At 46.2% G+C, this 26,011-nt stretch carries 21 protein-coding genes; 13 read left to right on the top strand and 8 right to left on the bottom strand.

The annotated features are described in order from the left end of the window. Window positions 1-17: 17 nt before the first annotated feature. From UNH61_RS01180 to bamD, 6 genes are all read right to left on the bottom strand, one after another. Window positions 18-710 (bottom strand): CoA transferase subunit A, encoded by a 693-nt coding sequence (locus tag UNH61_RS01180; protein WP_326990273.1) that lies wholly within the window; start codon window positions 708-710, stop codon window positions 18-20. Window positions 711-731: 21 nt separating this feature from the next. Beyond that, the gene (locus tag UNH61_RS01175) at window positions 732-1,220 is read right to left on the bottom strand and encodes a DUF4296 domain-containing protein (RefSeq protein ID WP_326990272.1); all 489 of its coding nucleotides are present in this window, start codon (window positions 1,218-1,220) and stop codon (window positions 732-734) included. A gap of 42 nt (window positions 1,221-1,262) precedes the next feature. Next, window positions 1,263-2,198 (bottom strand): DUF4835 family protein, encoded by a 936-nt coding sequence (locus UNH61_RS01170; RefSeq protein ID WP_326990271.1) that lies wholly within the window; start codon window positions 2,196-2,198, stop codon window positions 1,263-1,265. Then, the gene (coaBC, locus tag UNH61_RS01165) at window positions 2,191-3,417 is read right to left on the bottom strand and encodes a bifunctional phosphopantothenoylcysteine decarboxylase/phosphopantothenate--cysteine ligase CoaBC (RefSeq protein ID WP_326990270.1); all 1,227 of its coding nucleotides are present in this window, start codon (window positions 3,415-3,417) and stop codon (window positions 2,191-2,193) included. Before coaBC ends, UNH61_RS01170 begins: the two co-directional genes overlap by 8 nt. A gap of 101 nt (window positions 3,418-3,518) precedes the next feature. Beyond that, window positions 3,519-3,860: a DNA-directed RNA polymerase subunit omega gene (locus UNH61_RS01160; protein ID WP_089762923.1), complete on the bottom strand. Its 342-nt coding sequence runs from the start codon at window positions 3,858-3,860 to the stop codon at window positions 3,519-3,521. Further along, complete coding sequence (gene bamD, locus UNH61_RS01155) at window positions 3,829-4,662, bottom strand: outer membrane protein assembly factor BamD (RefSeq protein WP_326990269.1); 834 nt, start codon at window positions 4,660-4,662, stop codon at window positions 3,829-3,831. Before bamD ends, UNH61_RS01160 begins: the two co-directional genes overlap by 32 nt. Before the next feature lie 509 nt (window positions 4,663-5,171). Here bamD and mraZ point away from each other — a divergent pair. From mraZ to ftsZ, 13 genes are all read left to right on the top strand, one after another. Beyond that, window positions 5,172-5,636: a division/cell wall cluster transcriptional repressor MraZ gene (gene mraZ, locus UNH61_RS01150; RefSeq protein ID WP_326990268.1), complete on the top strand. Its 465-nt coding sequence runs from the start codon at window positions 5,172-5,174 to the stop codon at window positions 5,634-5,636. Window positions 5,637-5,646: 10 nt separating this feature from the next. Beyond that, window positions 5,647-6,567: a 16S rRNA (cytosine(1402)-N(4))-methyltransferase RsmH gene (rsmH, locus tag UNH61_RS01145; protein WP_326990267.1), complete on the top strand. Its 921-nt coding sequence runs from the start codon at window positions 5,647-5,649 to the stop codon at window positions 6,565-6,567. 88 nt (window positions 6,568-6,655) lie between these two features. Further along, window positions 6,656-7,033: an FtsL-like putative cell division protein gene (locus tag UNH61_RS01140; RefSeq protein WP_326990266.1), complete on the top strand. Its 378-nt coding sequence runs from the start codon at window positions 6,656-6,658 to the stop codon at window positions 7,031-7,033. A 232-nt stretch (window positions 7,034-7,265) separates the two neighbouring features. Continuing rightward, entirely contained in the window at window positions 7,266-9,371 is a 2,106-nt protein-coding gene (locus tag UNH61_RS01135) for a penicillin-binding protein (RefSeq protein WP_326990265.1), read from the top strand. Then, window positions 9,372-10,838 (top strand): UDP-N-acetylmuramoyl-L-alanyl-D-glutamate--2,6-diaminopimelate ligase, encoded by a 1,467-nt coding sequence (locus tag UNH61_RS01130; RefSeq protein ID WP_326990264.1) that lies wholly within the window; start codon window positions 9,372-9,374, stop codon window positions 10,836-10,838. An 83-nt stretch (window positions 10,839-10,921) separates the two neighbouring features. Then, a complete protein-coding gene (mraY, locus tag UNH61_RS01125; protein WP_326990263.1) occupies window positions 10,922-12,181 on the top strand; it encodes a phospho-N-acetylmuramoyl-pentapeptide-transferase in 1,260 nt (419 codons plus the stop codon). A gap of 29 nt (window positions 12,182-12,210) precedes the next feature. Then, window positions 12,211-13,551 (top strand): UDP-N-acetylmuramoyl-L-alanine--D-glutamate ligase, encoded by a 1,341-nt coding sequence (murD, locus tag UNH61_RS01120; RefSeq protein WP_326990262.1) that lies wholly within the window; start codon window positions 12,211-12,213, stop codon window positions 13,549-13,551. Between the two features lie 102 nt (window positions 13,552-13,653). Next, window positions 13,654-14,841: an FtsW/RodA/SpoVE family cell cycle protein gene (locus UNH61_RS01115; RefSeq protein WP_326990261.1), complete on the top strand. Its 1,188-nt coding sequence runs from the start codon at window positions 13,654-13,656 to the stop codon at window positions 14,839-14,841. Window positions 14,842-14,879: 38 nt separating this feature from the next. Beyond that, on the top strand, window positions 14,880-15,971 hold the full coding sequence (murG, locus tag UNH61_RS01110; protein ID WP_326990260.1) for an undecaprenyldiphospho-muramoylpentapeptide beta-N-acetylglucosaminyltransferase: 1,092 nt from the start codon (window positions 14,880-14,882) through the stop codon (window positions 15,969-15,971). 15 nt (window positions 15,972-15,986) lie between these two features. Next, window positions 15,987-17,339 carry a UDP-N-acetylmuramate--L-alanine ligase gene (murC, locus tag UNH61_RS01105; protein ID WP_326990259.1) on the top strand — a complete coding sequence of 451 codons (1,353 nt, stop codon included), beginning with the start codon at window positions 15,987-15,989 and terminating at the stop codon, window positions 17,337-17,339. Between the two features lie 9 nt (window positions 17,340-17,348). After that, on the top strand, window positions 17,349-18,422 hold the full coding sequence (locus tag UNH61_RS01100) for a hypothetical protein (RefSeq protein WP_326990258.1): 1,074 nt from the start codon (window positions 17,349-17,351) through the stop codon (window positions 18,420-18,422). Beyond that, on the top strand, window positions 18,419-19,828 hold the full coding sequence (gene ftsA / locus UNH61_RS01095; RefSeq protein ID WP_326990257.1) for a cell division protein FtsA: 1,410 nt from the start codon (window positions 18,419-18,421) through the stop codon (window positions 19,826-19,828). Before UNH61_RS01100 ends, ftsA begins: the two co-directional genes overlap by 4 nt. A 173-nt stretch (window positions 19,829-20,001) precedes the next feature. Continuing rightward, complete coding sequence (gene ftsZ / locus UNH61_RS01090; protein ID WP_326990256.1) at window positions 20,002-21,825, top strand: cell division protein FtsZ; 1,824 nt, start codon at window positions 20,002-20,004, stop codon at window positions 21,823-21,825. A gap of 86 nt (window positions 21,826-21,911) precedes the next feature. On the opposite strand, the gene UNH61_RS01085 is transcribed toward ftsZ, so the two are convergent. Both UNH61_RS01085 and UNH61_RS01080 read right to left on the bottom strand, forming a co-directional pair. After that, window positions 21,912-23,669, bottom strand: coding sequence for a glycoside hydrolase domain-containing protein (locus UNH61_RS01085; protein WP_326990255.1), 1,758 nt, complete (start codon window positions 23,667-23,669; stop codon window positions 21,912-21,914). A 259-nt stretch (window positions 23,670-23,928) separates the two neighbouring features. Further along, the gene (locus UNH61_RS01080; protein WP_326990254.1) at window positions 23,929-25,881 is read right to left on the bottom strand and encodes a KUP/HAK/KT family potassium transporter; all 1,953 of its coding nucleotides are present in this window, start codon (window positions 25,879-25,881) and stop codon (window positions 23,929-23,931) included. Window positions 25,882-26,011: the final 130 nt, after the last annotated feature.

Below are 26,011 nucleotides of genomic sequence, written 5' to 3'. Positions count from 1 at the left end.
ATTGAATGGTGGAGAGATCAGATCTTAACGGTTCTGCGTTCGATCCTTTTTTCATATTGACTGCCCTGGAAAATGCGGTGTACATAGATACCGGGCACATGTATCTGGTCGGGGTCCAGTTCTCCGGGCTGCACAAGGTGTTCTACCTCTGCGATGGTAATGTTACCTGCACGGGCCATGGAAGTGCTGAAATTACGCGTGGTTTTTCTGAATACGAGGTTCCCCATCGTATCTCCCTTCCAGGCTTTCACAATGGCAAAATCGGCATGCAGGGCCAATTCCATCAGGTGGGGCTTCCCGTTGAATTCACGTACTTCCTTGCCTTCAGCGATCTCCGTACCATAACCTGCCGGGGTAAAAAAAGCGGGGATCCCCATACCGGCCATCTGGATGCGGGTGGCCAGGGTGCCTTGCGGAATCAGGTCTACTTCCAGTTCTCCTGCCAGCAACTGCCTTTCAAACTCCGCGTTTTCTCCTACATACGACGACATCATCTTCCTGATTTGCCTGGTTTTCAGCAGCAGGCCCAGTCCGAAGTCGTCTACCCCGGCATTGTTGGAAATACAGGTTAGTTCTTTCACGCCTTTCTTCACAAGGGCACTGATACAATTCTCCGGAATACCACACAATCCAAAGCCTCCCAGCATCAGCACCGAGCCATCGCGGATATCCTGTATGGCTTCATCGGCATTAGCTACTACTTTCTTCATGTTTTGGTGTTTTATTATTGATTAGTGGCTGCGCTTCACGAAAGGCCGGGTTGTATCGACCTTGGGCAGCAGTAATACACTGTCTGCATACGGAAAAATTGTTTTGACACGATAACGTACCGGCAAACTTACATCAACAGGCTCTCCCAGTTTTTGCTTCCTGACAGCCAGGTCGCTCTGCACCATCTGCAGCACTTCTTTCAGGCGGGAAGGATGCCCTTCGTAATACCGGTAGCTGTCCATAAACTGTTTCACGCCGACCTTATGGAGGTCCAATATCTGCTTATAATAAACTTTTATCCGCTGCTGCCTCAGCGAATCTGAATTAGGCAGAAAACCGGTCTGCATCTGCTGCTCATTGCCATAGGAATCGGCAATAGCCATATCTCTCAGAAGGTCCTTCATTTCCTCCCGCGATAAATACTGACCCGGTATCTTGTCCCCGTCGCCACAGGCAAACAACATCATCGATAACAAAACCACGGGGATATATTTTCTGATAAATAACATTCTTTTTTTGCTTTAAAATCATTGGACTTCAGCTTCCGTCAGCTAAAGACTCTTCATCTGTTGGTATTTCTGGGCATTCGGAACATCCATCTGCGACAACAGCTCCGCGGCCCTGCTTTTCTCGGGAGGTGTAGCCCGGGAGAACAATTTCAATAACTCTTCATGCTTTGCGCTGAAAAAAGCCTGCAGAAGCATGGAGTTGGGAATATCCTGGTGTATGGAATACAGCATGTTCAGGCAGTTCAATATGGCAGCCCGGCCTTTGTTCGCATCATCATACATTGCATCTAGCCCCTGGCGGTGGTATTGATACATGACATCATGGAACTGCAGGAATTTGGCATTCAGCAGGTTATCCTGCAGCCAGTAGCGGTTACGGTTTCCTTCAAACGCTTTCCAGCCGGTGATATCCTTTCCGTCGGGCGCATTATTCACGATGTTCATCGCCTTTTTGAAATACAGATCACCTCCGCGGGGAGAAAATGAATCATAATCCAGGCCAAGTATGATGTTCACATAATACGCCAGGATAGCTGTCAGATTGGAGACCATGGGATCGTTTCCCACCACCCGGCTGTCGGCGAACTCCAATTGCTGAAATTCCACATAACGGAATATGATATTGTTATCCTGGAGATTGAGCAGGCTGGTAACATAACTACTGTTATATACCGGTCTGGTGGCCTGTATGGTGAGCGTAGCCCTGTAAGCATCGGCTCCGGCCAAACCTGTTACATTCAGCAGGAAATTACATTCGATCCTTTCAGCAGGGGTAAAGGCGTCGGCCGACCAGTGGCGGTTGTTCAGGAATTCGCGGACAGAGTTCTGCAGTGTGGTGAATATTTTCTTGTCAACACCCTGTACCTGTGCAGCAACTACCGACACATTGGCTCTGATTTCCTGGGCGCGGACAATGCCACTGCAACTTAACAGAAGGGCTGCACACAGCAGCAGGATAAACGGGAAGCGATTATGCATGTTTCAATTCAATTATGGCGGAAACAATATCCTGAGCGACCGCCTGTTTGGATTTCAGCGGCAGGCTGCGTTCATTCCCGCTTTTATCAAACAGGGTTACTTTATTGGTATCATAGTTGAATCCCGCGCCGGCATCCGCCAGGGAGTTCATTACAATCAGGTCCAGGTGCTTATCGTGCAGTTTTTTCAGCGCATATTCCCTTTCGTTATTAGTCTCCAGGGAGAATCCAACAAGAAACTGCCCCTCTGCTTTGTTCTCACCCAGTGAGCGCAGGATATCCGGCGTCTTCTCCAGATCGATATGCAGCTGGGCTTCGCCCTTCTTTATTTTCCTGTCGGCAATATTCGCCGGGCGGTAATCCGCCACAGCAGCGGCGGCCACCACAATATCCGCATGTGGATAGCGGGCAGTTACCTGCTCAAACATTTCCTGGGCGGTTTGTATACGGGTAGTCGTAATTCCCGGGTGAGTGGTCTGCTGCGAAGTAGGGCCCAGCATCAGCTCCACGGCGGCGCCGGCATTGGCGAGGGCTTCAGCAATAGCGATTCCCATTTTTCCGCTGGAATGATTGCTGATATAACGAACAGGATCAATATGCTCGATGGTTGGCCCGGCGGTAACGATAGCGCGCTGTCCCTGAAGCGGGCGGGATTGCGGCGCTTTTTCCAGGAGGAAGTGTTCCAGCCATTCCACGATCTGTTCAGGTTCTGCCATCCGGCCTTCTCCGAACAGGCCGCTGGCCAGTTCCCCGGAAGCAACGGGTATCTGCCGGTGACCATAGGAAAGAAGCTTTTCCACATTACTGCGGGTGGCAGGATGATGCCACATGTCTTCATCCATCGCAGCGGCAAATACAACCGGACAGGTGGCAGAAAGGTACACTGCCAGCAGGAGATTATCGCAAAGACCCAGGGCCATTTTAGCGAGAGTGTTGGCCGAAGCCGGGGCAATCAGCATCACGTCGGCCCATCGGCCCAGCATCACATGGTTATTCCAGCTGCTATGATCACTGATCTCCAGGGGCACCTCATTTTTGGAAAGGGTAGCCAGGGTCAGGGGAGTAATGAAGCCGGCAGCTGCCTGGGTCATGATCACTTTTACCTCCGCACCGGCTTTTACCAGCAGGCGGGTCAGCGTGGCAGCTTTGTATGCAGCGATACTGCCGGAAACACCCAGCAGGATCTTTTTTCCCTGAAGCATCTTGTTAGTGTTGTCCATGGACATATAAAAAACAAAAGCGGCAGAAATCCTTCTGCCGCCATGAAATTAATATTTTTATTTTTCGCAATCACGCCCCTCACAAAATATTGTGCGCCAGATCAGCTAAACAGATCATCGTCGTTCTTACGGAAATAAATCTTGTTGTCCAGGAATTCCTGGGTAGCCTGAATAGCCGGGTTAGCCATTCTTTCATAAAACCGTGAAATCTCAATCTGCTCCTTGTTTTCATGCACTTCTTCGAGATTGTCAGTATGGCTGGCAAACTCTTCCAGTTTGGAATGGAGCTCCTCTTTCACGGAAATATTGATCTGATTGGCGCGTTTGGCTATCACGGCAATAGACTCATATAAATTGCCAGTCCTGTTCTTAATGTCGGTAGTATTTTTGGTTTCTACCCAGGGATTAAGACTACTGGTCAGACTTCGCTTTAATTTGCTCATTTTCCAGAGATTTTATATTGTTTTGCGCTAAGGTATACAATTTTTCGGCATCAGCCTTCAATTTGCTGTTCGGATAGTGATCCGCAAAGTCCAGGTATTCGTCGAGTACAGTAGCATACCGCTCCTTTTGTTTCTCGGGAACACTGTTCTTAGCATAATTATAATAAGATCTGATTGCCATTACTTTGTAACCATCACTTTTATCGGAATCCGGGTAGGAACGCATCAGGTTTTTGAATGCGATCCCTGCAGCCCTGTAAAAGCCCAGGTTGTAATACAGCTCTGCGCTGTTAAATTCTTTCTTCTCCAGCTTACGGCGGCAAAGCTCAATAACAAGGTTGGCTTCTGCCACTTTTTCAGCAGTAGGGTAGTTATTAATGAAAGTTTGCATAGCAGCAATGGCCTTCATGGTATTGGTCTGATCCAGGGATACCTTGGGCGACTGCTTATAATAGCAATATGCCTGCATATAATCTATCTCTACAGCTCTCGGGCTATTGGGGAACAGGTCCAGATAGTTTTTGAACTGGAACGCAGCCTGTACATAGTCCTTAACGTAATAAGAGCAGTATGCGAAATTATAATACATGGGCTCGAACTTGTCCGTACCCTTATACACCTGTACCAGATCGGTATAAAGCGTAATTGCCGTGTTGTATTTCTTCTTCTTAAACAACATGTTCGCGTAATCCAACTTCTTCTCAAAGTTGTTGCTCTTTTCTATTCTCCGTAACTGGTTGTTACAGGAAACAGACACGATAGCAATGGCAAGAACACTGATGTACAATAAAAATTTCCGCATAAAAGAGTGGCAAAATTAAGAATTAAATGTAAATGTAAGGCAGACAGATTTTCATTGCTGTTAAAATTTTGCAAAAGGGGGAATTAAATCGCTGAAACAGTGCTTATTTGACCTTGGTTGAGATTGCTGATTCCTTTTTGCCGGATGGGGAAAATAATATTTTCCTGCGAAAAAAATAAACAGTGATAATCAGATTAGGAAAAAAGGACAGGTGTAAAAATTTCGACAGGTGATTTTCAGACAGTTTTTCCTGGTATATACCGGTGTCAGGAATTGCAATACAGACAAGCAATTCACATACAATTCACATGAATTAACATGTTATGAACACATTTTCCACATGCATTATTATTTTTTCATGGATATACCCTGAAAATAACCCGCTAAGTGCCTGCTGTCATAGCTCTCCCACCTGTGGAAAAAATTTATAAAGTATTTTTTCGTTAAAAAGTGGGAAAAAGTGTTATTTTGTGTTAGAAAATGGATTTTCAAGGACTTTGCCCCATGGTATGACAGGATTTCTCGGTGAATATGAATCGACGCTGGACGCAAAAGGACGCTTTCTGTTACCTGCCGGATTTAAAAAGCAGTTAACGGACGGGGCCGGAGCCCAGTTTGTGATTAACCGAGGGTTTGAAAAATGCTTGTCCCTGTATCCCATGAACGAATGGCAGCCCATTTTCGAACGTATCAGCAAGTTGAATGACTTTGATCCAAAAGTAAGGGAATTCAGGCGGTACTTTCTGAACGGGGCTACTATTCTGGAGTTAGACAGTGCAGGTCGGTTACTTGTACCCAAAAACCTGATGTCTTACGCCAATCTGGAAAAAGATATTGTGCTGGCAGCAGCTACAAATAAAATCGAGATCTGGGATAAAGCTAAATACCAGGAGTTCTTTGAAAATTTCTCACCAGCAGCGTTCAGTGATCTGGCACAGCAGGTAATGGGAGGTGATAACAATATTTCAATTTAAAGGAGAGCATATGGGCGAACAACAATACCATTTACCCGTTCTCCTGCAGGAAACAACGGAGCTCTTGGATATTAATCCCGATGGGATATACGTAGATGCTACGTTTGGTGGTGGTGGACATTCACGGGCCATTCTGGAGAAACTGGGTGAAAAAGGACGGTTGATAGTATTTGATCAGGATGAAGATGCTTATCGTAACAGGATCATAGACGAACGCGTAACTTTTGTACAACAAAATTTCCGGCACCTGCAACGCTTTCTGAAGCTACATAAGGCGGAACAGGTAGACGGGATTCTGGCAGATCTGGGCGTTTCATCGCACCAGTTTGATACAGCCGAACGGGGATTCAGTACCCGGTTTGAGGGAGATCTGGATATGCGGATGGATACAAGAACTGATTTTACCGCCGCACAATTGCTCAACACTTGGGGTGAAGCCCGGTTACAACTAATCTTCCAGGAATACGGAGAAGTGACCAATGCAAAAACCCTTGCACAGACGATTGTAAAGCTGCGCAAAACCCACCCCCTGCATACCATCACTGAATTTAAATCCGTGATTCAACCCATCGTAAAAGGTAATCCGCAGAAATACTTTGCACAGGTCTTTCAGGCATTGCGTATAGCCGTCAACGATGAACTGGGGGCGCTTAAAGATCTGCTGGAGCAGGCCGCAAAGATGCTTAAACCGGGAGGAAGGCTCGCCGTCATTACATTCCACTCGCTGGAAGACAGGATGGTGAAAAATTTTATGAAGACAGGAAGTTTTGAAGAAGCACCGGATGATCCGTTTGCGAAGGAAACACCCCCTAAATTGTTCAGATTAATCACAAAAAAACCGGTTACCGCCAGTGATGCAGAGCTGAAGCGCAATGGAAGATCCAGAAGTGCAAAACTGCGGGTAGCTGAAAAAAAACAGGACGAAGCCTAATCCGCCAGTCCTTTCCTACCCTATCCTATACACATCCGTTTTATTTGCGATCAGGTTTATATTGTCCATTTTTAAAAAGGCATAGAGCGTGTTGCAGGAAGAGAACATAGAAACAATCCAGGAAAATCCGGCGGCAGCTGTCAATACTCCCCCGGAACCTAAAAAAGAATGGCGTTTACGCATCAACTACAAAGCATTGGTGCAAAACATGCCCTTCATTGGTTTCCTTTCCCTCCTGGGCCTCATCTACATCGCCAACAGCCATCTCGCCGAAAAAAAAATCAGACGCATAAACAAACTCGGTAAAGAAATTAAAGAGCTTAAATGGGAGTATATCAATGTGAAGAGTGAGCTCATGTTCCGAAGCAAAATGAGTGAAGTCAGCAAATCTGTAGAGCCGCTGGGACTTAAACAACTCAGCTCACCTCCGCAAAAGATTGAGCTGGCTAAGGATACACAAAAATGATTTTAATACTGATGCCTGACGCTGCCCGCCTGACCCAGAAATCAGGTCGGGGATGCTGGTAAATCAATTCAAATGGCAAGCATCTCAATTATAAATGCAGCCAGTGTCAGGCGTCATTTTAGGTACTGGCCATTAGTCTTTAGCTTTTAGCGACCAAAGCGAATATTTCATCTCGCTAAGCTCACTAAAAGCTAACTGCTAAAAGCTAAAAGCTGTTTTAATACTTTGCTTCGTGGATGTAAAAAGGGACATATTGTGGAGAGTGTATCTGTGCCTGATAGGCATGGCGCTGTTTGGCATAGCCATACTGGCAAAAGTGTTCTATATCCAGAATGTAAAAGGTGAGTACTGGAGAAGCATGGCCGATAGCCTTCACACAAGCTATGTGGCACTGGATGCCGAAAGAGGCACCATCTACTCTGAAGAAGGTCGCATGCTCTCTACTTCGATCCCTTATTTCGATATCAGGATCGACTTCGCCGCCGACGGCATACGCGATAAAAACGGGAAAATATTCGAAGAGAACCTCGACTCCCTTTCTTATCGCCTTTCTGTTATGTTTAACGACCGTACCAAAGTTTCCTGGAAACAGATGCTGCGGGAAGGCTATAAATCAAAGGACCGTTACTTTTTGCTGAAAAGAGACGTTCCTTTCAATCAATATCAGGAGCTGCGTACGTTCCCGATGTTCCGCCTCGGCAAAAACAAGGGCGGTATGATTGCTGAATCCAAAAGCAAGCGTATCAACCCCTTTAAACTGCTGGCTAACCGGACTATCGGCCTCGCCCGCGAAAACTCTCAAAGCGTGGGCCTCGAAAGAACCTACGACGATTACCTCAAAGGCGTCACTGGTAAAAGACTGATGCGCCGTATTGCCGGTGGTACCTACGTTCCCGTGGATGGTTACGATATTGAACCTGAAAACGGCCACGATGTGGTTACTACCATCGATGTGAATATGCAGGATATCGTGGAAACTGCTCTCATGAATATGATGACAGGCAACGAAGCGGAACACGGTACCTGTATACTGATGGAAGTAAAAACCGGCAAAATAAAAGCCATCGCAAACCTTGGCAGGCAGCCCGATGGCAATTACTGGGAAGATATGAACTATGCACTGCAGGTAGCTGAACCAGGTTCCACTTTTAAACTGGCAACTGTTATCTCTGTGCTGGAAGATAAATACGTTACCATGAACTCCATGGTCAACATGGACGGCGGTCGCTGGCAGGTTGGGCGCAGAACGGTTTTCGACTCCGAACCCCACCCAGGTCCGCAACTGGTAACTGTCAAACACGCATTTGAGCTGAGCTCCAATGTAGGTATGGCCAAGCTGGCTTATCAATACTATAACCGGCAACCGAACAACTTCGTAGCCCATCTGAAAAAACTGCGGCTCGATCAGTCTACCGGTATAGATCTTATGGGTGAAGGAAGACCGGTGATCAAAACCACTGCTTCCAAAACCTGGAGCGCCACCACACTACCCTGGATGGCATTCGGGTACGAAGTACTGATAAGCCCCCTGCAAACGTGCATGCTGTACAATGCAGTGGCTAATAATGGTAAAATGATGAAGCCCTACCTCGTCAACTCTATACAGGAGTATGGCCAGGTAGCTAAACAGTTTGAACCGACTGTACTGTTGGATAGCATTTGTTCCCACAGCACTTTAAAACAGGTTCAGGCCATGCTGGAAGGTGTTCCTATTGATGGTACTGCTAAGAAACTACGTACCCCTTATTACACCTTCGCCGGTAAAACAGGTACTGCCCTTGTTGCCAATGGCAGCCGCGGATACGCCGATAAGATTTACCAGTCGTCTTTTGCCGGATACTTTCCTGCAAAAGATCCACAGTATACCTGCGTGGTAGTAATAAAAAACAAACCGCATGCTTTGCACTTCTATGGCGCAAACGTTGCGGGGCCAGTGTTTAGAGAGGTGGCTGATAAGCTGTATGCCATCGCTGTTGAAAAACAGCAGCCCATGCAGGCCACCATGCAACTCGATACACTGCTCGCTCTTAAAAATGGGAAAAGCAGCGAATGGAAACAGATCCTCGGTACGCTGCAACTACCCTTTAACACTACCCCGGCCAGTAACAGCTGGGTAAGTGCCAGGGTAACGGATCATAAGATCGCCTTTGAGCAAATGGAACAGCCTAAAGGCGCTGTGCCGGACGTTACCGGCATGGGCCTGAAAGATGCACTATACCTGCTCGAAAACGCAGGATTGAGAGTAGTGGTGAAAGGCGCTGGTAAAGTGAAAACACAATCACTCCCCGGCGGTACTAAAATCGGAAACGAACAAACTATAGTAATAGAACTGAGCTAGATGAAGACGCTGCGCGACATACTGTATAATGTAAGCATCCAGGCGGTACACGGTAATACCGATATTACTGTCCGTAAACTGGATACTGACTCCCGGTCCATAGGATCCGGAGATGCTTTCATTGCAGTAAAGGGAGTACATACCGATGGACACGGATATATCGATAAAGCTATTTCACAGGGAGCTGCCGCCATTATCTGTGAAACACTGCCTGCTGAACTCAACAGCCAGGTTTGTTACATACAGGTAAGCAACAGCGCCACTGCCAGTGGTATCATGGCGGGTAACTTCTATGATAATCCATCCCATAAGTTACAATTGGTGGGCGTTACCGGTACCAATGGTAAAACAACCATCGCTACCCTCCTGTTTCGCCTGTTCACCAAACTGGGATATCACTGTGGCCTTTTGTCTACTGTTCAAAATCAAATAGGCGATACCGTTGTTCCTGCTACTCATACTACCCCGGACCCTATCAGTCTGAATGCACTGCTGGCCCGGATGGTAGATGAAGGCTGCCTGTATGTGTTCATGGAAGTGAGCTCACATGCTATTCATCAGCAACGTATAGCCGGATTGAAATTCGCGGGCGGGATATTCAGCAATATCACCCACGATCACCTCGACTATCATAAAACCTTTGATGAATACATCCGTGTAAAAAAATCATTCTTTGACAATCTGCCTGCTACTGCATTCGCACTGACCAACCTCGATGATAAAAGAGGGGCTGTGATGCTGCAAAACACCAAAGCCCGCAAGGCCACCTATAGCCTGCGTACGATGGCGGACTTCAAAGGAAAAATACTCGAAAACAACCTCACCGGCCTGATCATGCTGGTAGGTGAAACGGAAGTACATTTTCGCCTGATCGGTGAATTCAATGCCTATAACCTGCTGGCTGTTTTTGGTGCTGCCGTACTACTGGGTGAGGATAAAGCCAAAGCTTTACAGGCGCTCAGCGATGTACAGGGTGCGGAAGGTCGCTTCGATTATATCGTTTCCGAAAAGGAACAGATCATTGCTATCGTTGACTATGCGCATACGCCCGATGCACTGAAAAATGTACTCGCTACCATCAAAAACCTCCGCAAAGGTCACGAACAGGTGATCACCGTAGTGGGTTGCGGCGGCGACAGAGACACTACCAAACGCCCTATCATGGGGGATGTGGCAGTAGAAAACAGCGATCGGGTAATCCTTACTTCAGATAATCCCCGCTCGGAAGATCCTGCTGCGATCATCCGGGAAATGGAAGCGGGTATCCCCGTACATCTGAAGAAAAAAACCATCTCCATTACCGACAGGAAAGAAGCTATTAAAACAGCTCTTTCTCTCGCAAACCGGGAAGACATTGTACTGGTAGCAGGTAAAGGACATGAAAAATACCAGGAGATCCAGGGAGTGAAACATCACTTCGATGATAAAGAAGTGCTGCTGGAACTGATGAAAGTACTGGAGAAATAACTGAACTGAGTAGAGAATATTTAATAATCCAATGACTTACGCTTGTCGCGGCCGATGGCCGGGACAGGTGATGACTAAAACATATGTTATATTATTTTTTAAATTACCTGAAAACAGAATTTAAAATCAGCGTCATCGGCGGTGGTATGTTCCAGTACATCACTTTCCGTGTTACGATGGCTTTGTTGCTATCGCTGGTGATATCTTTGCTTTTCGGGAAAAGGATTATTAAATTCCTGCAACGTCAGCAGATCGGCGAAACCATCCGTGAGCTGGGCCTCCAGGGCGAAAACTCCAAAAAGGGTACTCCTACCATGGGCGGCCTCATTATCCTGTCTGCCATCGTCATTCCTACTTTATTATTTGCACAGGTAGCGAATGTATACATCTGGCTGATATTATTATCCACTGTATGGCTCGGATTAATTGGCTTCCTGGACGACTATATCAAAGTATTTAAAAAGAATAAAGAAGGACTGGCAGGCCGTTTCAAGGTAATGGGCCAGGTGGGCCTCGGACTGATAGTGGGATGCACTCTTTACTTCAATACAGATGTAGTGGTATCCAGGGAATTGATAGGCTCCAGGAAACTGGCGCCTTATGAAAGGCAGATCACTTCCCATCCGGAAAGGGTTACCCGCGAAGGCCAGCGTTTTGTGGATGTGAAAACGCCCATCACTACTATTCCTTTTGTGAAAAATCACGAATTCAACTATGCGCGACTGATCTCCTGGATCCCCGGCGCAGAGAAATATACATTCGTCATCTATATACTGATTGTGATCTTTATTATCACAGCAGTATCTAATGGTGCCAACCTGACCGATGGGCTGGATGGGCTGGCTACCGGCGTTTCAGGTATCATTGGCGTGGGTCTCGGGATCTTTGCCTATGTATCCGGTAACATACAATTCGCGGAATACCTCAATATTATGTACATCCCCAACCTGGGAGAACTGTCCATATTTATTGCTGCCTTTGTAGGAGCCTGTGTTGGTTTCCTCTGGTATAATGCTTACCCGGCGCAGGTATTCATGGGAGATACGGGAAGCCTTGCCCTGGGCGGTATTATAGCATCCCTGGCAATTATTGTGAGAAAAGAACTACTGATACCCATCTTCTGCGGTGTATTCCTGGTAGAATCCCTGTCTGTAATGATACAGGTATCCTACTTCAAATACACCAAAAAGAAATATGGAGAAGGCCGGCGTCTGCTGAAAATGGCGCCCCTGCATCACCATTATCAGAAAATCGGTTATCACGAAAGTAAAATATCAGTGCGCTTCTGGATTGTTACCATCATGTGTGTGGTAGTAGCCATAGCCACCCTGAAGATGAGATAATTAAAAAGTAACTAAGAAGAATATACGAAATGGAGCACAAACTCGTCATATTAGGAGCCGGAGAAAGCGGAATAGGTGCAGCCTTGCTGGGTAAGCGGCAGGGGTATGATGTATTTGTATCCGATGGCAGCACAATCAAAGACAATTATAAACAGGAACTCGCGGTAAACCAGATTCCATTCGAAGAAGGTCATCATTCCTGGGACATCATACTGGGAGCTAACGAAATCGTCAAAAGTCCTGGTATCCCGGAAAAATCAGAACTGATGAAAAAGGTGCGCGAAAGAGGCGTACCCGTTATTTCAGAGATTGAACTGGCCTACCGTTTCTCAAAAGGTAAAAAGATTATTGCCATCACCGGCAGCAACGGCAAAAGTACCACTACTGCCCTCACCTACCACATCTTCAAAACCGCAGGTTTGGATGTAGCCATGGTAGGCAATATTGGTATCAGCTATGCCAGGCAGGTGGCAACCGCACCAGCGGAGTATTATGTGATTGAAGTCAGCAGCTTCCAGTTGGATGACATCAGGGAATTCAAGCCTGATGTAGCTATCCTGCTGAACATTACGCCTGATCACCTGGACCGTTACGACTACAAAATGGAAAATTATGTAGCGTCGAAGTTCAGGATCGCCATGAATCAGACAGCAGAAGACTACTTCATCTACTGTATGGACGATCCGGAGATCATGCGGCATTTAGCGCAGCAACCCATTTATTCAGCATTAATACCTTTTACCATCATGAAACCACTGAAAGAAGGAGGCTTTATTGCCAACGACCAGTTGAACGTTGATGTCAACGGAGAGCCGGTTATCATGTCAATGTATGACCTGTCATTAAAGGGAAAACACAATCTATATAATTCAATGGCAGCGGCAATTGCAGGCAGAACCATGGATATACGTAACGAAAAAATCCGTGAAAGCCTCACGTCATTTGAAAGCCTCGAGCACAGAATGGAATACGTTACCTCTGTGAGAGGCATAGATTTTATTAACGATAGCAAGGCTACCAACGTCAACTCCGTATGGTTTGCCCTGGAAAGCTTTGATAAGCCTATCGTACTGATCATGGGTGGTGTGGATAAAGGCAACGACTACGATGCCATCCGCGATCTGGTAAAGGAAAAGGTAAAAGCAATCATCTGCCTGGGTGTGGATAATACCCCCATCTTCGCGGCTTTGTCGAACGATACTCCGGTGATGATCAATACCACCAGTATGCACGACGCCGTACAGGAAGCATTCAAACAGGCTGTCAAAGGGGATATTGTGCTGCTTTCGCCAGCCTGCGCCAGCTTTGATCTGTTTAAGAATTACGAAGACAGGGGAAAGAAATTCAAGGAAGAGGTAAAGAATCTGTAAAGCACCGGGTAACTGGTAATGATGCTTTCAGGAATAAATGGGAAAAAGGATAAAACTATTTACTAACAAAACATAAGCAGGCTAATAGCTAAAACCTAAAAGATGCTGTACAGAACGAAAGGTGATAAAGTGATCTGGGCGATAGTGCTTTTTCTGTCGCTGGTGAGTCTGATGGCGGTATATAGCGCCACCGGTTCCCTGGCTTACAGGGAAAGAGGTGGCCATACGGAGTATTACCTGCTGAAACAGCTGATTGTGTTGGGAATGGGATTGGCCATCATCTATTTTGCCCATCGTGTGAATTATACTATTTATTCGCGTGTGGCACAGATAGGTTTTCTGATCTCCATCCCGTTGTTAATATATACACTGGCATTTGGCCGGCATTTGAACGATGCCAGCCGGTGGATCAGTTTACCGATCATCAACCTGACCTTTCAGACATCCGATGTTGCGAAACTGGCCATCTTCATGTATGTGAGCCGGCAGTTATCGAGGCGGCAGAATATGATCGGCGATTTCAAAAAAGGATTTCTGCCTATCATTATTCCGGTAGGCATTATCTGTATACTGATTATGCCCGCCAATATGAGTACTGCTCTATTGCTGGGCGCCAGTTGTATGCTGCTCTGTTTTATCGGCAGGGTACCGGTAAGATACCTTGCATCGATGGTGGCAGCCGGCGCATTCCTGGTAGTGATGTTATTTATGGTGGCCAAGCTGACACCTATGGAGATGCGTACCAAAACATGGGAAAAACGTATTGATAACTTCATGCATGGCGATCATACGGAAACACCCTACCAGGTACAGCAGGCCAATATTGCCATTGCAGGTGGCGGCATCCTGGGAAAAGGCCCTGGTAACAGCACCCAGCGGAACTTTTTACCACATGCGTATTCCGATTATATCTACGCAACGATCATTGAGGAATATGGTATGATGGGCGCATTCCTGATACTGGCGGCTTATATGATATTACTGCTGAGAAGCATCAGGATCTATAAACGCTGTCCGTATGCCTTTGGAGCTTTCCTTGCCGTAGGCCTCAGTGTCACGCTGGTCATACAGGCATTGACTAATATGGCCGTAAACGTGCAGCTGTTCCCGGTTACCGGTGTTACGCTGCCAATGGTCAGCATGGGAGGATCATCTGTATTGTTCACCAGTATGGCCATCGGAATTATCCTCAGTGTTTCCCGGAATGTGGAAGATTTGGAAGGTAAGCAGGCGGAAAAAGAACGGTTAGAAAGAGTAATGGCGAATTCAGAAAACGCTGCAGTCGCTTAATACGTATTTATTGAACATTAAATGTAATTGAAAGATATATGCAACGCAAAGTGATCATAGCAGGTGGTGGTACCGGGGGACATATATTCCCCGCGATCGCGATTGCAAATGCGTTGAAGAAACTGGAACCTGATACCAACATCCTGTTTGTAGGGGCTGTTGGTAAGATGGAAATGGAAAAGGTTCCTCAGGCAGGCTATCCGATAGAAGGACTGGAAATAGCAGGTTTTAACCGGAGCAATATTTTCAAAAATATCCTGCTGCCGTTCAAAATGTGGAAAAGCCTGCGCAGGGCCAAAGCCATCCTGCAGGAATTCCAGCCGGATGCGGTAGTGGGTGTGGGCGGTTTTGCCAGCTACCCCATTCTGAACAGAGCCCAGAAAAATGGCACGCCTACCCTGATCCAGGAACAGAACTCCTTTGCAGGGAAAGCGAATAAGATGCTGGGCAAAAAAGCCCGGAAAATATGTGTGGCCTACGATGGTATGGAGAAGTTTTTTCCCGCCGATAAACTGGTAATGACGGGCAACCCGGTGAGGAGTAATATTTCACAATCAGCCGTAACCAGGGAAGATGCCCTGCAGTATTTCGGTCTGAGTAAACTTAAACAAACCATTTTTGCCGTAGGTGGCAGCCTGGGCGCCAAATCCATCAATGAAGGATTACAGCCTCTGTTGAAATCTATAGCAGACAAAGACATACAGCTGATATGGCAAACGGGTAAGCCTTACTACGAAACAGCCAGGGCAGCCGCCGCACCATATGAATCGCATATCAAAGTATTCGATTTCATCAACGTGATGGACTTTGCCTATAAAGCTGCCGACGTAGTATTATCAAGAGCCGGCGCATTGGCTATCGCAGAATTGTGTGTGGTGAAAAAACCGGTAATATTTGTGCCTTATCCTTTTGCAGCGGAAGATCACCAAACTTCCAATGCCATGAACCTCGTAAATAAGAAAGCGGGGCTGATCATTAAAGATGATGAAGTGCAGGCACAATTAGGTAATACGATGTTCAGCCTGTTACAAAACAAAGCGCTGATGGAACAGCTGGAAGGCAATATCGGAAAGCTCGGCAATCCGAATGCAGATATGGTCATAGCAAAACAAGTATTGGAATTAATATAGCGACGAAAAAATTATATGGATCTGAATAATATACAACGGGTTTATTTCATCGGTATCGGTGGCATCGGCATGAGTGCTATCGCACGTTTCTTCAATGAAAAAAACGTGCAGGTAAGCGGTTATGACCGTACCGCAACAGCGCTCACCAGGCAGCTGGAGGCCGAAGGTATGCAGATCCATTATACCGACGATGTCAACCTCGCCGATCAGCAGGCTAACCTCGTCGTATATACGCCGGCAATACCGGCAACACATACAGAACTGCAATGGTTCCGTGAACACGGATTTGAAGTGGTGAAACGCAGCGATGTATTACAGGAAATTACCCGTTCACTGTTTGCTATTACAGTGGCTGGCACGCATGGAAAAACCACGGTTTCTACCATGATCGCCCACCTGCTTACCGACAGTGGCTATGGCTGCAATGCCTTCCTCGGCGGTATCAGCGTGAACTATGATAAAAATTTCTGGAGCAGCAACAGGCAGGTAGCCGTGATCGAAGCAGATGAGTACGACCGCTCTTTTCTGAAATTAAGTCCGGATATAGCCGTGCTCACTGCCATGGATGCAGATCACCTGGATATTTACGGCACACCGGAAGTAATGGAAGATGCTTTTATTCAATATACGCATAACATCAAGCCCGGTGGCACGCTGATTGCTAAGTTCGGGCTGCACCGGAATGCAGAACTGAATGCCACCAATAAATTGTTGTATAGCCTGCAGAACAACGCAGCTTATGCACATGCCGCCAACATCCGCATGGTGAACGGTGGATATGAGTTTGATGTGATGCAACAGAACTGGATGATCGATAACATATCACTGAACATAGGTGGTATGCATAATGTGGAAAACGCTGTGGCGGCCATTAGCGTGGCACATCAGCTGGGAATAGATGCAGGGAAGATCCGCAGTGCCATGGCAGGTTTTAAAGGAATCCGCCGGAGGTTTGAATATGTGGTAAAGACAGATGATCAGGTATATATCGATGATTACGCACATCATCCGGAAGAATTGCGTGCATTGATCAGCAGTGCCAAAGCATTGTTCCCGGGTAAAAAATGTACCGTGATCTTTCAGCCCCATTTGTTTTCCCGCACCAGGGACCTCGCAGATGGATTCGCCGAAAGCCTGTCGCTCGCAGATGAAGTACTGCTGCTCCCCATATACCCGGCAAGAGAATTGCCTATAGAAGGAGTCAGCAGCGAAATGATCGCAAAAAAAATAACAGTACCAGTAAAAATAATTCCGAAAGATGAAGTAACGGCTTACCTCAGCAAAACAACAACACCATTGCTGATTACCGCCGGAGCAGGAGATATAGATCAGTTAAAAGAACCGATTGCTCAGCTTCTAAAAAAATAAAAAACAGCATTGGCTAAATCTACTACCATATTAAAACGACTGGGTGCCGTAGTTCTCTGGGGACTGGCACTGACAGGCTTTGTGGTATTGCTGGTAGCTGCCATTCAGGATAAGGATGCTGTTAAATGCAAAGGAATTCAGGTAAAGTTTGAAGGAAAGGATGATAACTTTTTTATTGAATCAAAAGATATCAAGTCCCTGCTTACAAAAGATAAAAACCTGAATCCTGTAGGTAAAAAGATCAGTGACATCGACATAGCAGCACTGGAAGCGCTGGTAAACCAGGACCCCTGGGTAAAAAATGCGGAGATCTACATCGATAACCGCCACCAGCTGAACATCAAAGTAGCACAGCGCGAGCCGGTAGCAAGGGTGTTCACATTTTCAGGTAATAGTTTTTACCTCGATTCTGCAGGTGAACATATCCCGGTATCGAACCGTTATGCAGCCAGAGTGCCGGTATTCACAGGCTTTCCTACAGATGCAGAAAAGCTGCAGAAAGCGGACAGCCTGCTAACCATGCAGATCGTGGATATGGGTACTTACATTGGTGACAACTCTTTCTGGATGGCCCAGGTAGAACAGCTGATGATTACCAGCGATCACAAATTTGAATTCATCCCCAAACTGGGAGATCAGGTGATCGCCTTCGGAGATGGAACTGACATAGAGAAAAAATTCAACAAACTGCTGGCTTTTTACAAAGAAGGATTGAATAAAGTTGGCTGGAACAACTATACACGCATCAACATTGCATTTGACAACGAAGTGGTGTGTACACGTAAAGACGGTGTATTACCTTTGCAACCGGTGATCAAATCAGATAGTCTGAAATTGGGCGGACCAGATGAACAACCAATATCAGAAGAAGATGTTGCCACAGCGGAAACAGTAAAACCAGTCAAACCAGTAGCACCTGCTAAACCAGCAGCCAGTAAACCGGTCACAAGAGAAAAGCCTAAAGCGCAGAAACCGAAACCAGTGAAGAAAGAACATGCAGCTGCGCCGGCACGACAACCCAAAGCAGTGTATAAGCCAGGGAATAAATCTGTTAACACATCAAAAAAACACAAAACGCCATGAATCAGGAAGCTCCCATCATTGTAGGACTTGACATCGGTACTACGAAGATTGCTGCCATAGCAGGACGGAAGAATGAATACGGGAAACTGGAAATCCTGGGATTCGGAAAAGCTACATCGTTTGGTGTACAGCACGGAATGGTGCTGAACATAGATCAGACTATCAAAGCTATCAGGCAAGCACTCGAAAACTGTTACGCATCCAACCCTAACCTGGAAATTAACGAGGTATATGTTGGCATAGCAGGTCATCATATTAAAAGTTTGCAAACCCGCGGCGATATTGTACGCAACGACACTGATGCGGAAATATCCCAGAAAGACATTGATCAGCTGATCAACGATCAGTACAAAACAGTTATTCCCGCGAGCGACCAGATCATTGATGTGATTCCCCAGCAATATATTGTTGACAGCCTCCAGAACATCACCTATCCTATCGGGATGTCAGGTGTGAAGGTGGGTGCCAATTTCCATATCATCACCGGCGATAAAAACGCAATCCGGAATATTAACCGTAGTGTGGAAAAATCCGGCCTGAAGATCCGCGACCTCGTACTGCAGCCACTGGCTTCTGCTGCTGCTGTCATGTGCGACATGGACTTTGAAGCTGGTGTTGCCATCGTGGATATCGGTGGTGGTACCACTGACCTGGCCGTATTTTACGAAGGTATTCTGAAACATACTGCAGTAATTCCTTACGGTGGTGAAAATATCACCAACGATATCAAAAACGGACTCGGTGTATTGAAAACACAGGCCGAACAGATGAAGGTACAGTTTGGTTATGCACTGGCCGATGAAGCCAAGAGCAACGCCTACATTACTATACCTGGTCTGAGAGGTCAGAGCCCGAAAGAAATATCCGTAAAAAATCTGGCACATATCATCCAGGCGCGCATGAGTGAGATACTCGATTTTGTAGTATATCATCTCAAACAGATCGGCATGGATAATAAAATGCTAAATGGTGGTATCATCCTTACTGGTGGTGGTTCACAGCTGAAACACCTGATTCAGCTGACTGAATACACAACAGGCGCAAGCGCCCGCATCGGCTTCCCCAACGAACACCTCGCAAGCGGCCACATAGATGAATTGACCAAACCTATGTATGCTACCTGCGTGGGCCTTATCCTGAAAGGATATAACGATTATGAGAATGATCGTAAATCACTGGAGGAAAACTATGTAAAAATAAATACCAGCTATCTGGCGAAGGAACAGGCTGCACAAGCTGCTGCGGCCGCAACACCCGATGAAGATTGGATGGAGGATACTCCCAGCAGCCAGGAAATACAGGACCGTAAGGCAAAAGAAAGGAACGCATCGCTGAAGAACTTCCTCGATAAAATGAAGACAAAGATCATCGATATGTTCACTGAAGAAGAGGATGCAAAACTTTAACAGTTAATGGCGCAATTGTTGCGAAAAAGAAACGTTTTAAATAGATAAGAATTAAGCACGATAATTAATAATAACAGGACAAATGAACCATAGTAACACTAATGAATACACGCACTTAATTCTTAATAGTTCATTATTAATTATTCGTACTAACCCAATAAAAGTATAGAGTCATGATACATTTTGATCTTCCTAAGGAAAAATCTTCTATCATCAAAGTCATCGGTATTGGTGGCGGTGGAAGTAATGCGGTGAATCATATGTATAGCCAGCGCATTGACGGGGTAAATTTCATTATTTGCAATACCGATGCTCAAGCTATTGCTAATAGCCCAGTTCCAAATAAAATCCAGTTGGGACCTCACCTTACTCAAGGGCTCGGAGCCGGTGCAAATCCTGAAATCGGGAAACAGGCGACAGAAGAATCCTTTGAGGAAATCAAAAAAATACTGGAGGTAAATACCAAAATGGCCTTCATTACTGCAGGCATGGGTGGTGGTACCGGTACCGGTGGCGCTCCTATCATTGCACGCATATGTAAGGAACTCGGCATTCTGACCGTTGGTATTGTTACCACTCCGTTCTCATATGAAGGTAAAAAGAGAATGCTGCAGGCAGATGAAGGTATACAAAGGCTGAAAGACTATGTAGATACCCTGCTGATCATCTCTAACGATAAATTGCGTCAGAAATTCGGTGACCTGAAATTCAAGGCCGCTTTCGAAAAAGCTGATAACGTACTGGCTACCGCTGCAAAATGTATCACTGACGTGATCAATTCTACCGGTCAGATCAACGTCGACTTTGCCGATGTTTGCACCGTTATGCGTAACGGTGGTGTAGCCATACTCGGTGCTGCGTTAGCAGAAGGTGAAAACCGTGCCCAGAGAGCTATCGAAGAAGCACTGACTTCTCCGCTGCTGAACGACAACGACATCCACGGCGCTAAATGGATCCTTATCAATATCTCTTCTTCTGAAGGTGAATTCGAACACACCCTCGATGAAATGGATATTATCCAGGCTTATGTACAAAGCCAGGCTGGTGAGGATTGCGATGTGATCCTCGGTGTGGGCTACGATCAGTCGCTCGACAGGCAACTGGGCGTAACCATTATCGCTACTGGTTTTGAACAGAAACCTATTACACAGCAAAAAATGGCAGCTCCTGTAGAGGAACAACGGGCAGAGCCTAAAATTGTGATGCAGCTGGGCAAAGATGGCGATGAGAAAAAAATGAATCAGGCACAATCACAGGGTACGCTGTTCCAGGAACCGCAAGACCTGATGGCGCCACGCCTGATGGAACCGGTGGTTACACATCCTGAACCGGTAACCGCCTATACACCACCGCAACAGCAGGCGCCTATTGCTCCTGCACGTCAGAACTATGTGCTGAATGTTCAACAGGTATCTCCTGCGCCACAGCCACAGCAGCCCGACTATCAGCAGCCGGTACAACAACAGTATCATCAGCCGCAACCACAGCAATATGTGCAGCATCAACCAGTGCAGCAACAAGCTCCATCTGTTCCTTCCCAGCAGCCGAATGTAAATGTCATTCAGCCACAGCAGGGCAATGCAGCCGGCGGATATCTGAACAGACCCGCTCATATATATGTTGAGCCTGGAAACGCACCTGCACCGGAAATGAAAATGGTGTACAAGGAAGAAGACGAAGCGCCTCTCAATACACCACCTGCTCCACCTGAAGTGCCCATGCAACAGTCTTACGAAGACCTTGAAGAGCAAAAGCGCAAACAGGCTGAAAGAGTGGCTAAATTACGCAGCATCAGCTTTAATGTGAAGAACATGGATAACAACGCTGAGCTGGAAAATGTACCTGCTTATCTGCGCAGAAATGTAAACCTGGACAATGGAGCCGGCTCCGCTGAACACTTTTACTCCAACTACACAGTAAGTAATGATCAGGGACAGAATAATCATACTGAAATCAATACGATCAATACCTTTTTAGATGGGAAAAAGCCCGATTGATGAACACATTTGATTGTTTTTTAGTTGTGTTAAAAAAAATCCTCCGGTTCCCCGGAGGATTTTTTTTGATCTGTCTACATCACTGATCAAAGTTCGTTCAATCCCTGCTTGGCGGCCTGCAGAATAGTAGCGGCCGGAGTTATTTTCAGCTGGCTCACTTCAAAAGGGCGAAGCAGCGCTTCCAGCTGCTGTAAGGCCACTGTGTTATTGGTTCGCGTAAATTCTTCTTTCAATATCCTTATCTTCTCAAAATCCTGTACACCTTCCAGCAGCCGCTCGAAACGAATAGAGGATCTCGGTCCCGGATATACGAAATAAGTGTCTCCTGCCGCCCAGGACCGGAAACGTGAATCGAGCAACGGGGCTGCTACCCAACTGTTGTAAGCCCAGCGTAAATAGCCACTGTAGCCTTTATTAGCGGCATACCATCCCATAAAAGTAGCTTCAGCCGGTGGTGAAAAAGTAAATGTATTAGGATATCCTTCTGCACAATAAGTATAAAAAGTAGTCGGCAATCCCCTGCGGATACGTTCTTTCATCACTTCTGCAGGAAACACCTCTTTGGATGCGACACAATAATCATAGATCTCGTCTTTCAACGGCGCATGATAGCTACCCGCCAACGATACTTTGAAATCCTTGTCGGCCTTGCGGATAATAGCAAGCGCCTGTTGCATATCTTCCATTGTACGCTCATCCATGGCAATAGCAGTAATATTGAACCAGCCTTTAGCTTTCAGATGCTTTACAAAATCGTTCAACATAGGCTGCCAGTGCGCAGTATATTCGGGAGATCCTGGTTTGGCAACAATAAAAGTATCCTTACCCGCTGCTTCATCATAATAATAGAACTTCAGGTTCCAGGGAATCATGCTATAGCAGTTTATTTCCTTCCTGATACCCAGATCCATCATAAACTGCACCCACTTATCGAAAACGGAATAATCATATTCCCAGCCGCCATTTTTCTTTTTGGTCCATTTCACCATGCTGCCATAAATGTCTTCCGTTTGCCCACTCCAGGGATCATAGATAATAGATGTGGTGATCACTTTCTGACCTGCATCTGCCAACATCTGCATATAAGGTTTCATTGCCTTGAAATGTGCACTACTCCAGGGTTTCACACCATATACACGGGCAACTGCATTGGGGCTCTGCCAGAGATCCAGGTGAAACTGCCAGTCTTTCGGAGCCGGCAACGTATGGTTAAGCACTGTTATCTCATATGGCAGGCTCACCGTGGTACTACCGGATTTCACGCTAACACTGCCTTTATAGGTGCCGGCTGCCGTTCCGGCAGGCACCTGTACACTCAGCCAAACAGGCTGGGTAGTACGCGCTACCAGGTCTCTTTTATTGATTATATCAATCCCGTCTGCCACCAGAGAGGAATCGAAATCTACTGATTTGCGGTAACCACAACCTGTACCATCTTTATTCAGCTCATCTGTCATCACATATCTTACAAAACCGGTAGTAATCGCCGAGGCAGAAATTTTACGGCCATTGCCACCTTCCAGGGAAGACGCTTCAATGGTCATTGCCGGTTGCGCAGCAGTGCTCCAAATAACAAGCTGGGTGTGAACCCGCTCTCCTTTCCACGCCTTCGCACTCCAATCGGGTGTCAGGCCATTTATTGCAGGCGCATTTCTTTTATCATAACGGGTATCTGCGTTGCCAAATGCTGCATGTAATCTGGTATCATTCACCACATCCCAGGAAGCGCTGTTAACCGGCTTAGGATCGGGCATTTCCCGGTAATCGCCTGAGGGAGACGATTGTGCCCATACGTTTTGTTGCAGCGCCAGGATCACCAGCACGCCAAAAAATTTGTTCACCATACTATGTTTTAGATTTTCGTATATGGATGTACGAAACTGGTCTCCGTCATCCCTGAAATGATAAATATCCGGAAAAAAAACGGGATTTTCTTTACCTGCCGGAGAGAAGGAAAGGAAAGATGATCACCGGGAAAATATCCTCCGGGATTGCTCCCCGCGACAGCTTTTCCCAGACTATATCTCCCTGATAATACTATAGCAAAAAACAAAATGCCTGCTTTTCCGGAAAAAGCAGGCATTTTTATGTAATAATTCTTTCTTAATGGGAAACCCGCTTCAGCTGCAGGTTGGTCACCGGCGCTACCACCAACGGGTATTTCTCGATGGTCACATAGCTGGAATCCAGGCCAAATCCTCGTTCTTCCGACAAGCTGATCTTCTTCAGGAAGAAGTACATCTTCATAACCATCCTTTCATACAACGGCAAATCATTATCATGCGACAGGAATTTCTCCATCACAATGAACTGGAAATCGCCTACTACATTGTTCTTACTCAGCGACTCATAGCGACTGGTGATGTTCACTTCCTTATTTCTCACCATATCTTCTACTACCATTCTGAACATCAGGTTGATACGCTGCTCTACCTTAAATCCAAGACGGAATTCCACGCGGATGACTTCATTCGGAATGATTGTTTGCACGGAATATTCACTCAGGTAAGGTTCATCCACCACATCCACATGCACAAACCAGTATATATCAGCCCGTTTCGGTTTTTTATTAAGGATAGAATAGATAATCTTATGTTCTATTTCCTTAGGGTTATCGGCGCTGCTCATATATACCAGGTGAGTCGCATATTTGGGAATGGAGGTATCATTACTCAGTTCCTGAATAATTGGCAGGTAATCTTCCAATCGAACAAATTCCACATAACGGTTCTTGATCTTGCGGGATTTAAACCAGACAATCATTACAAGGAAGAGGGCACCCGCAACAATTACAGTGACATAACCACCATGTGCGAACTTCACGATATTGGCGAACAGGAAAGAGAATTCAATGGTGAAATATACCACCAGGTATAACAATATCCACCCGACCCATACCCGCCTTGTATACAGGTAAAATGCAAAAAGACAGGAGGTCATGAGCATACATATGGTGATAGACAACCCGTAAGCTGCTTCCATATTGGAGGATTCCCGGAAAAACAGTACAATGGCTGTACAGCCTACGAACAACATGGTATTGATCCCCGGAATATATAACTGCCCCCTCATTTCAGTGGGGTAATTCACTTTCATCTTAGGCCAGAGGTTCAATCTCATTGCCTCCGCGATCAGCGTAAATGACCCTGATATCAAGGCCTGACTGGCAATTACAGAGGCCATTGTGGCTATCAGTACACCGAAAATCACAAACCATTCTGGCATAATGGTAAAGAATGGGTTCTGATCCTTTGGCAGGATCAGACCTTTTTGTGTCAGCAACCAGGCGCCCTGCCCAAGGTAGTTGAGGATCAGGCACGATTTAACAAAGATCCAGGATACACGGATATTCCCCCTGCCACAGTGCCCGAGGTCGGAATACAGGGCTTCGGCCCCTGTGGTACACAGGAATACTGCACCCAATATCAGAAATCCTTTTGGGTAGGTGGTGAGTAATTCGATAGCATAGTGAGGGCTGAAAGCCTTCAGGATGCTCAGATCGTCCGCAACATGCGAGATTCCCAGGATACCCAGCATGGAAAACCAAAGCACCATGATGGGCCCAAACATCCGCCCGATAGACACAGTACCAAACTGCTGCATTACAAACAGACCTGTAATAATGGTCAGTACTATTTTTACGATAGTTATCTGGCCCAGGTCTTTAAATACTTCCAGGGTTCTTAAACCTTCAATGGCAGACGTAACAGTGATAGGTGGGGTAATAATACCATCGGCAAGCAGGGCAGCACCTCCGATCATACCGAAGATAACCGTCCACCTGGCGTGCCGCCGTACCAGGGCGTAGAGCGAGAAGATACCGCCTTCCCCTTTATTATCGGCCCGGAGGGTCAGAATAACGTATTTAACAGTGGTTTGAAGGGTTAACGTCCATATTATACAGGAGATCCCACCAATCACCAGCAAATCGCTGATGGGGTTATCTCCTACTATGGCTTTAAAAACATAAAGTGGAGAGGTTCCAATGTCGCCGTAGATAATACCAAGTGCTACTACCAGACCAGCCAGGGTAACCCTGTTAATGTTTATTCCCACGTCAATAATAAATTAATTAAAAAAGCCCTCAAAATTAGGGGTAAATATTGACACTATATAATAATTTCCAGAGAAGCGGGGCATAAAAAAGATCCTCTTCCGACTGAACGGAAGAGGACCCTTTAAGTTA

It is taken from the genome of Chitinophaga sp. 180180018-3, from assembly GCF_037893185.1.
In the GTDB taxonomy this organism is placed as follows: Bacteria; Bacteroidota; Bacteroidia; order Chitinophagales; family Chitinophagaceae; genus Chitinophaga.
Note: the sequence above shows the minus strand (reverse complement) of the source record. Positions and strands in the feature narration are given on the sequence as shown.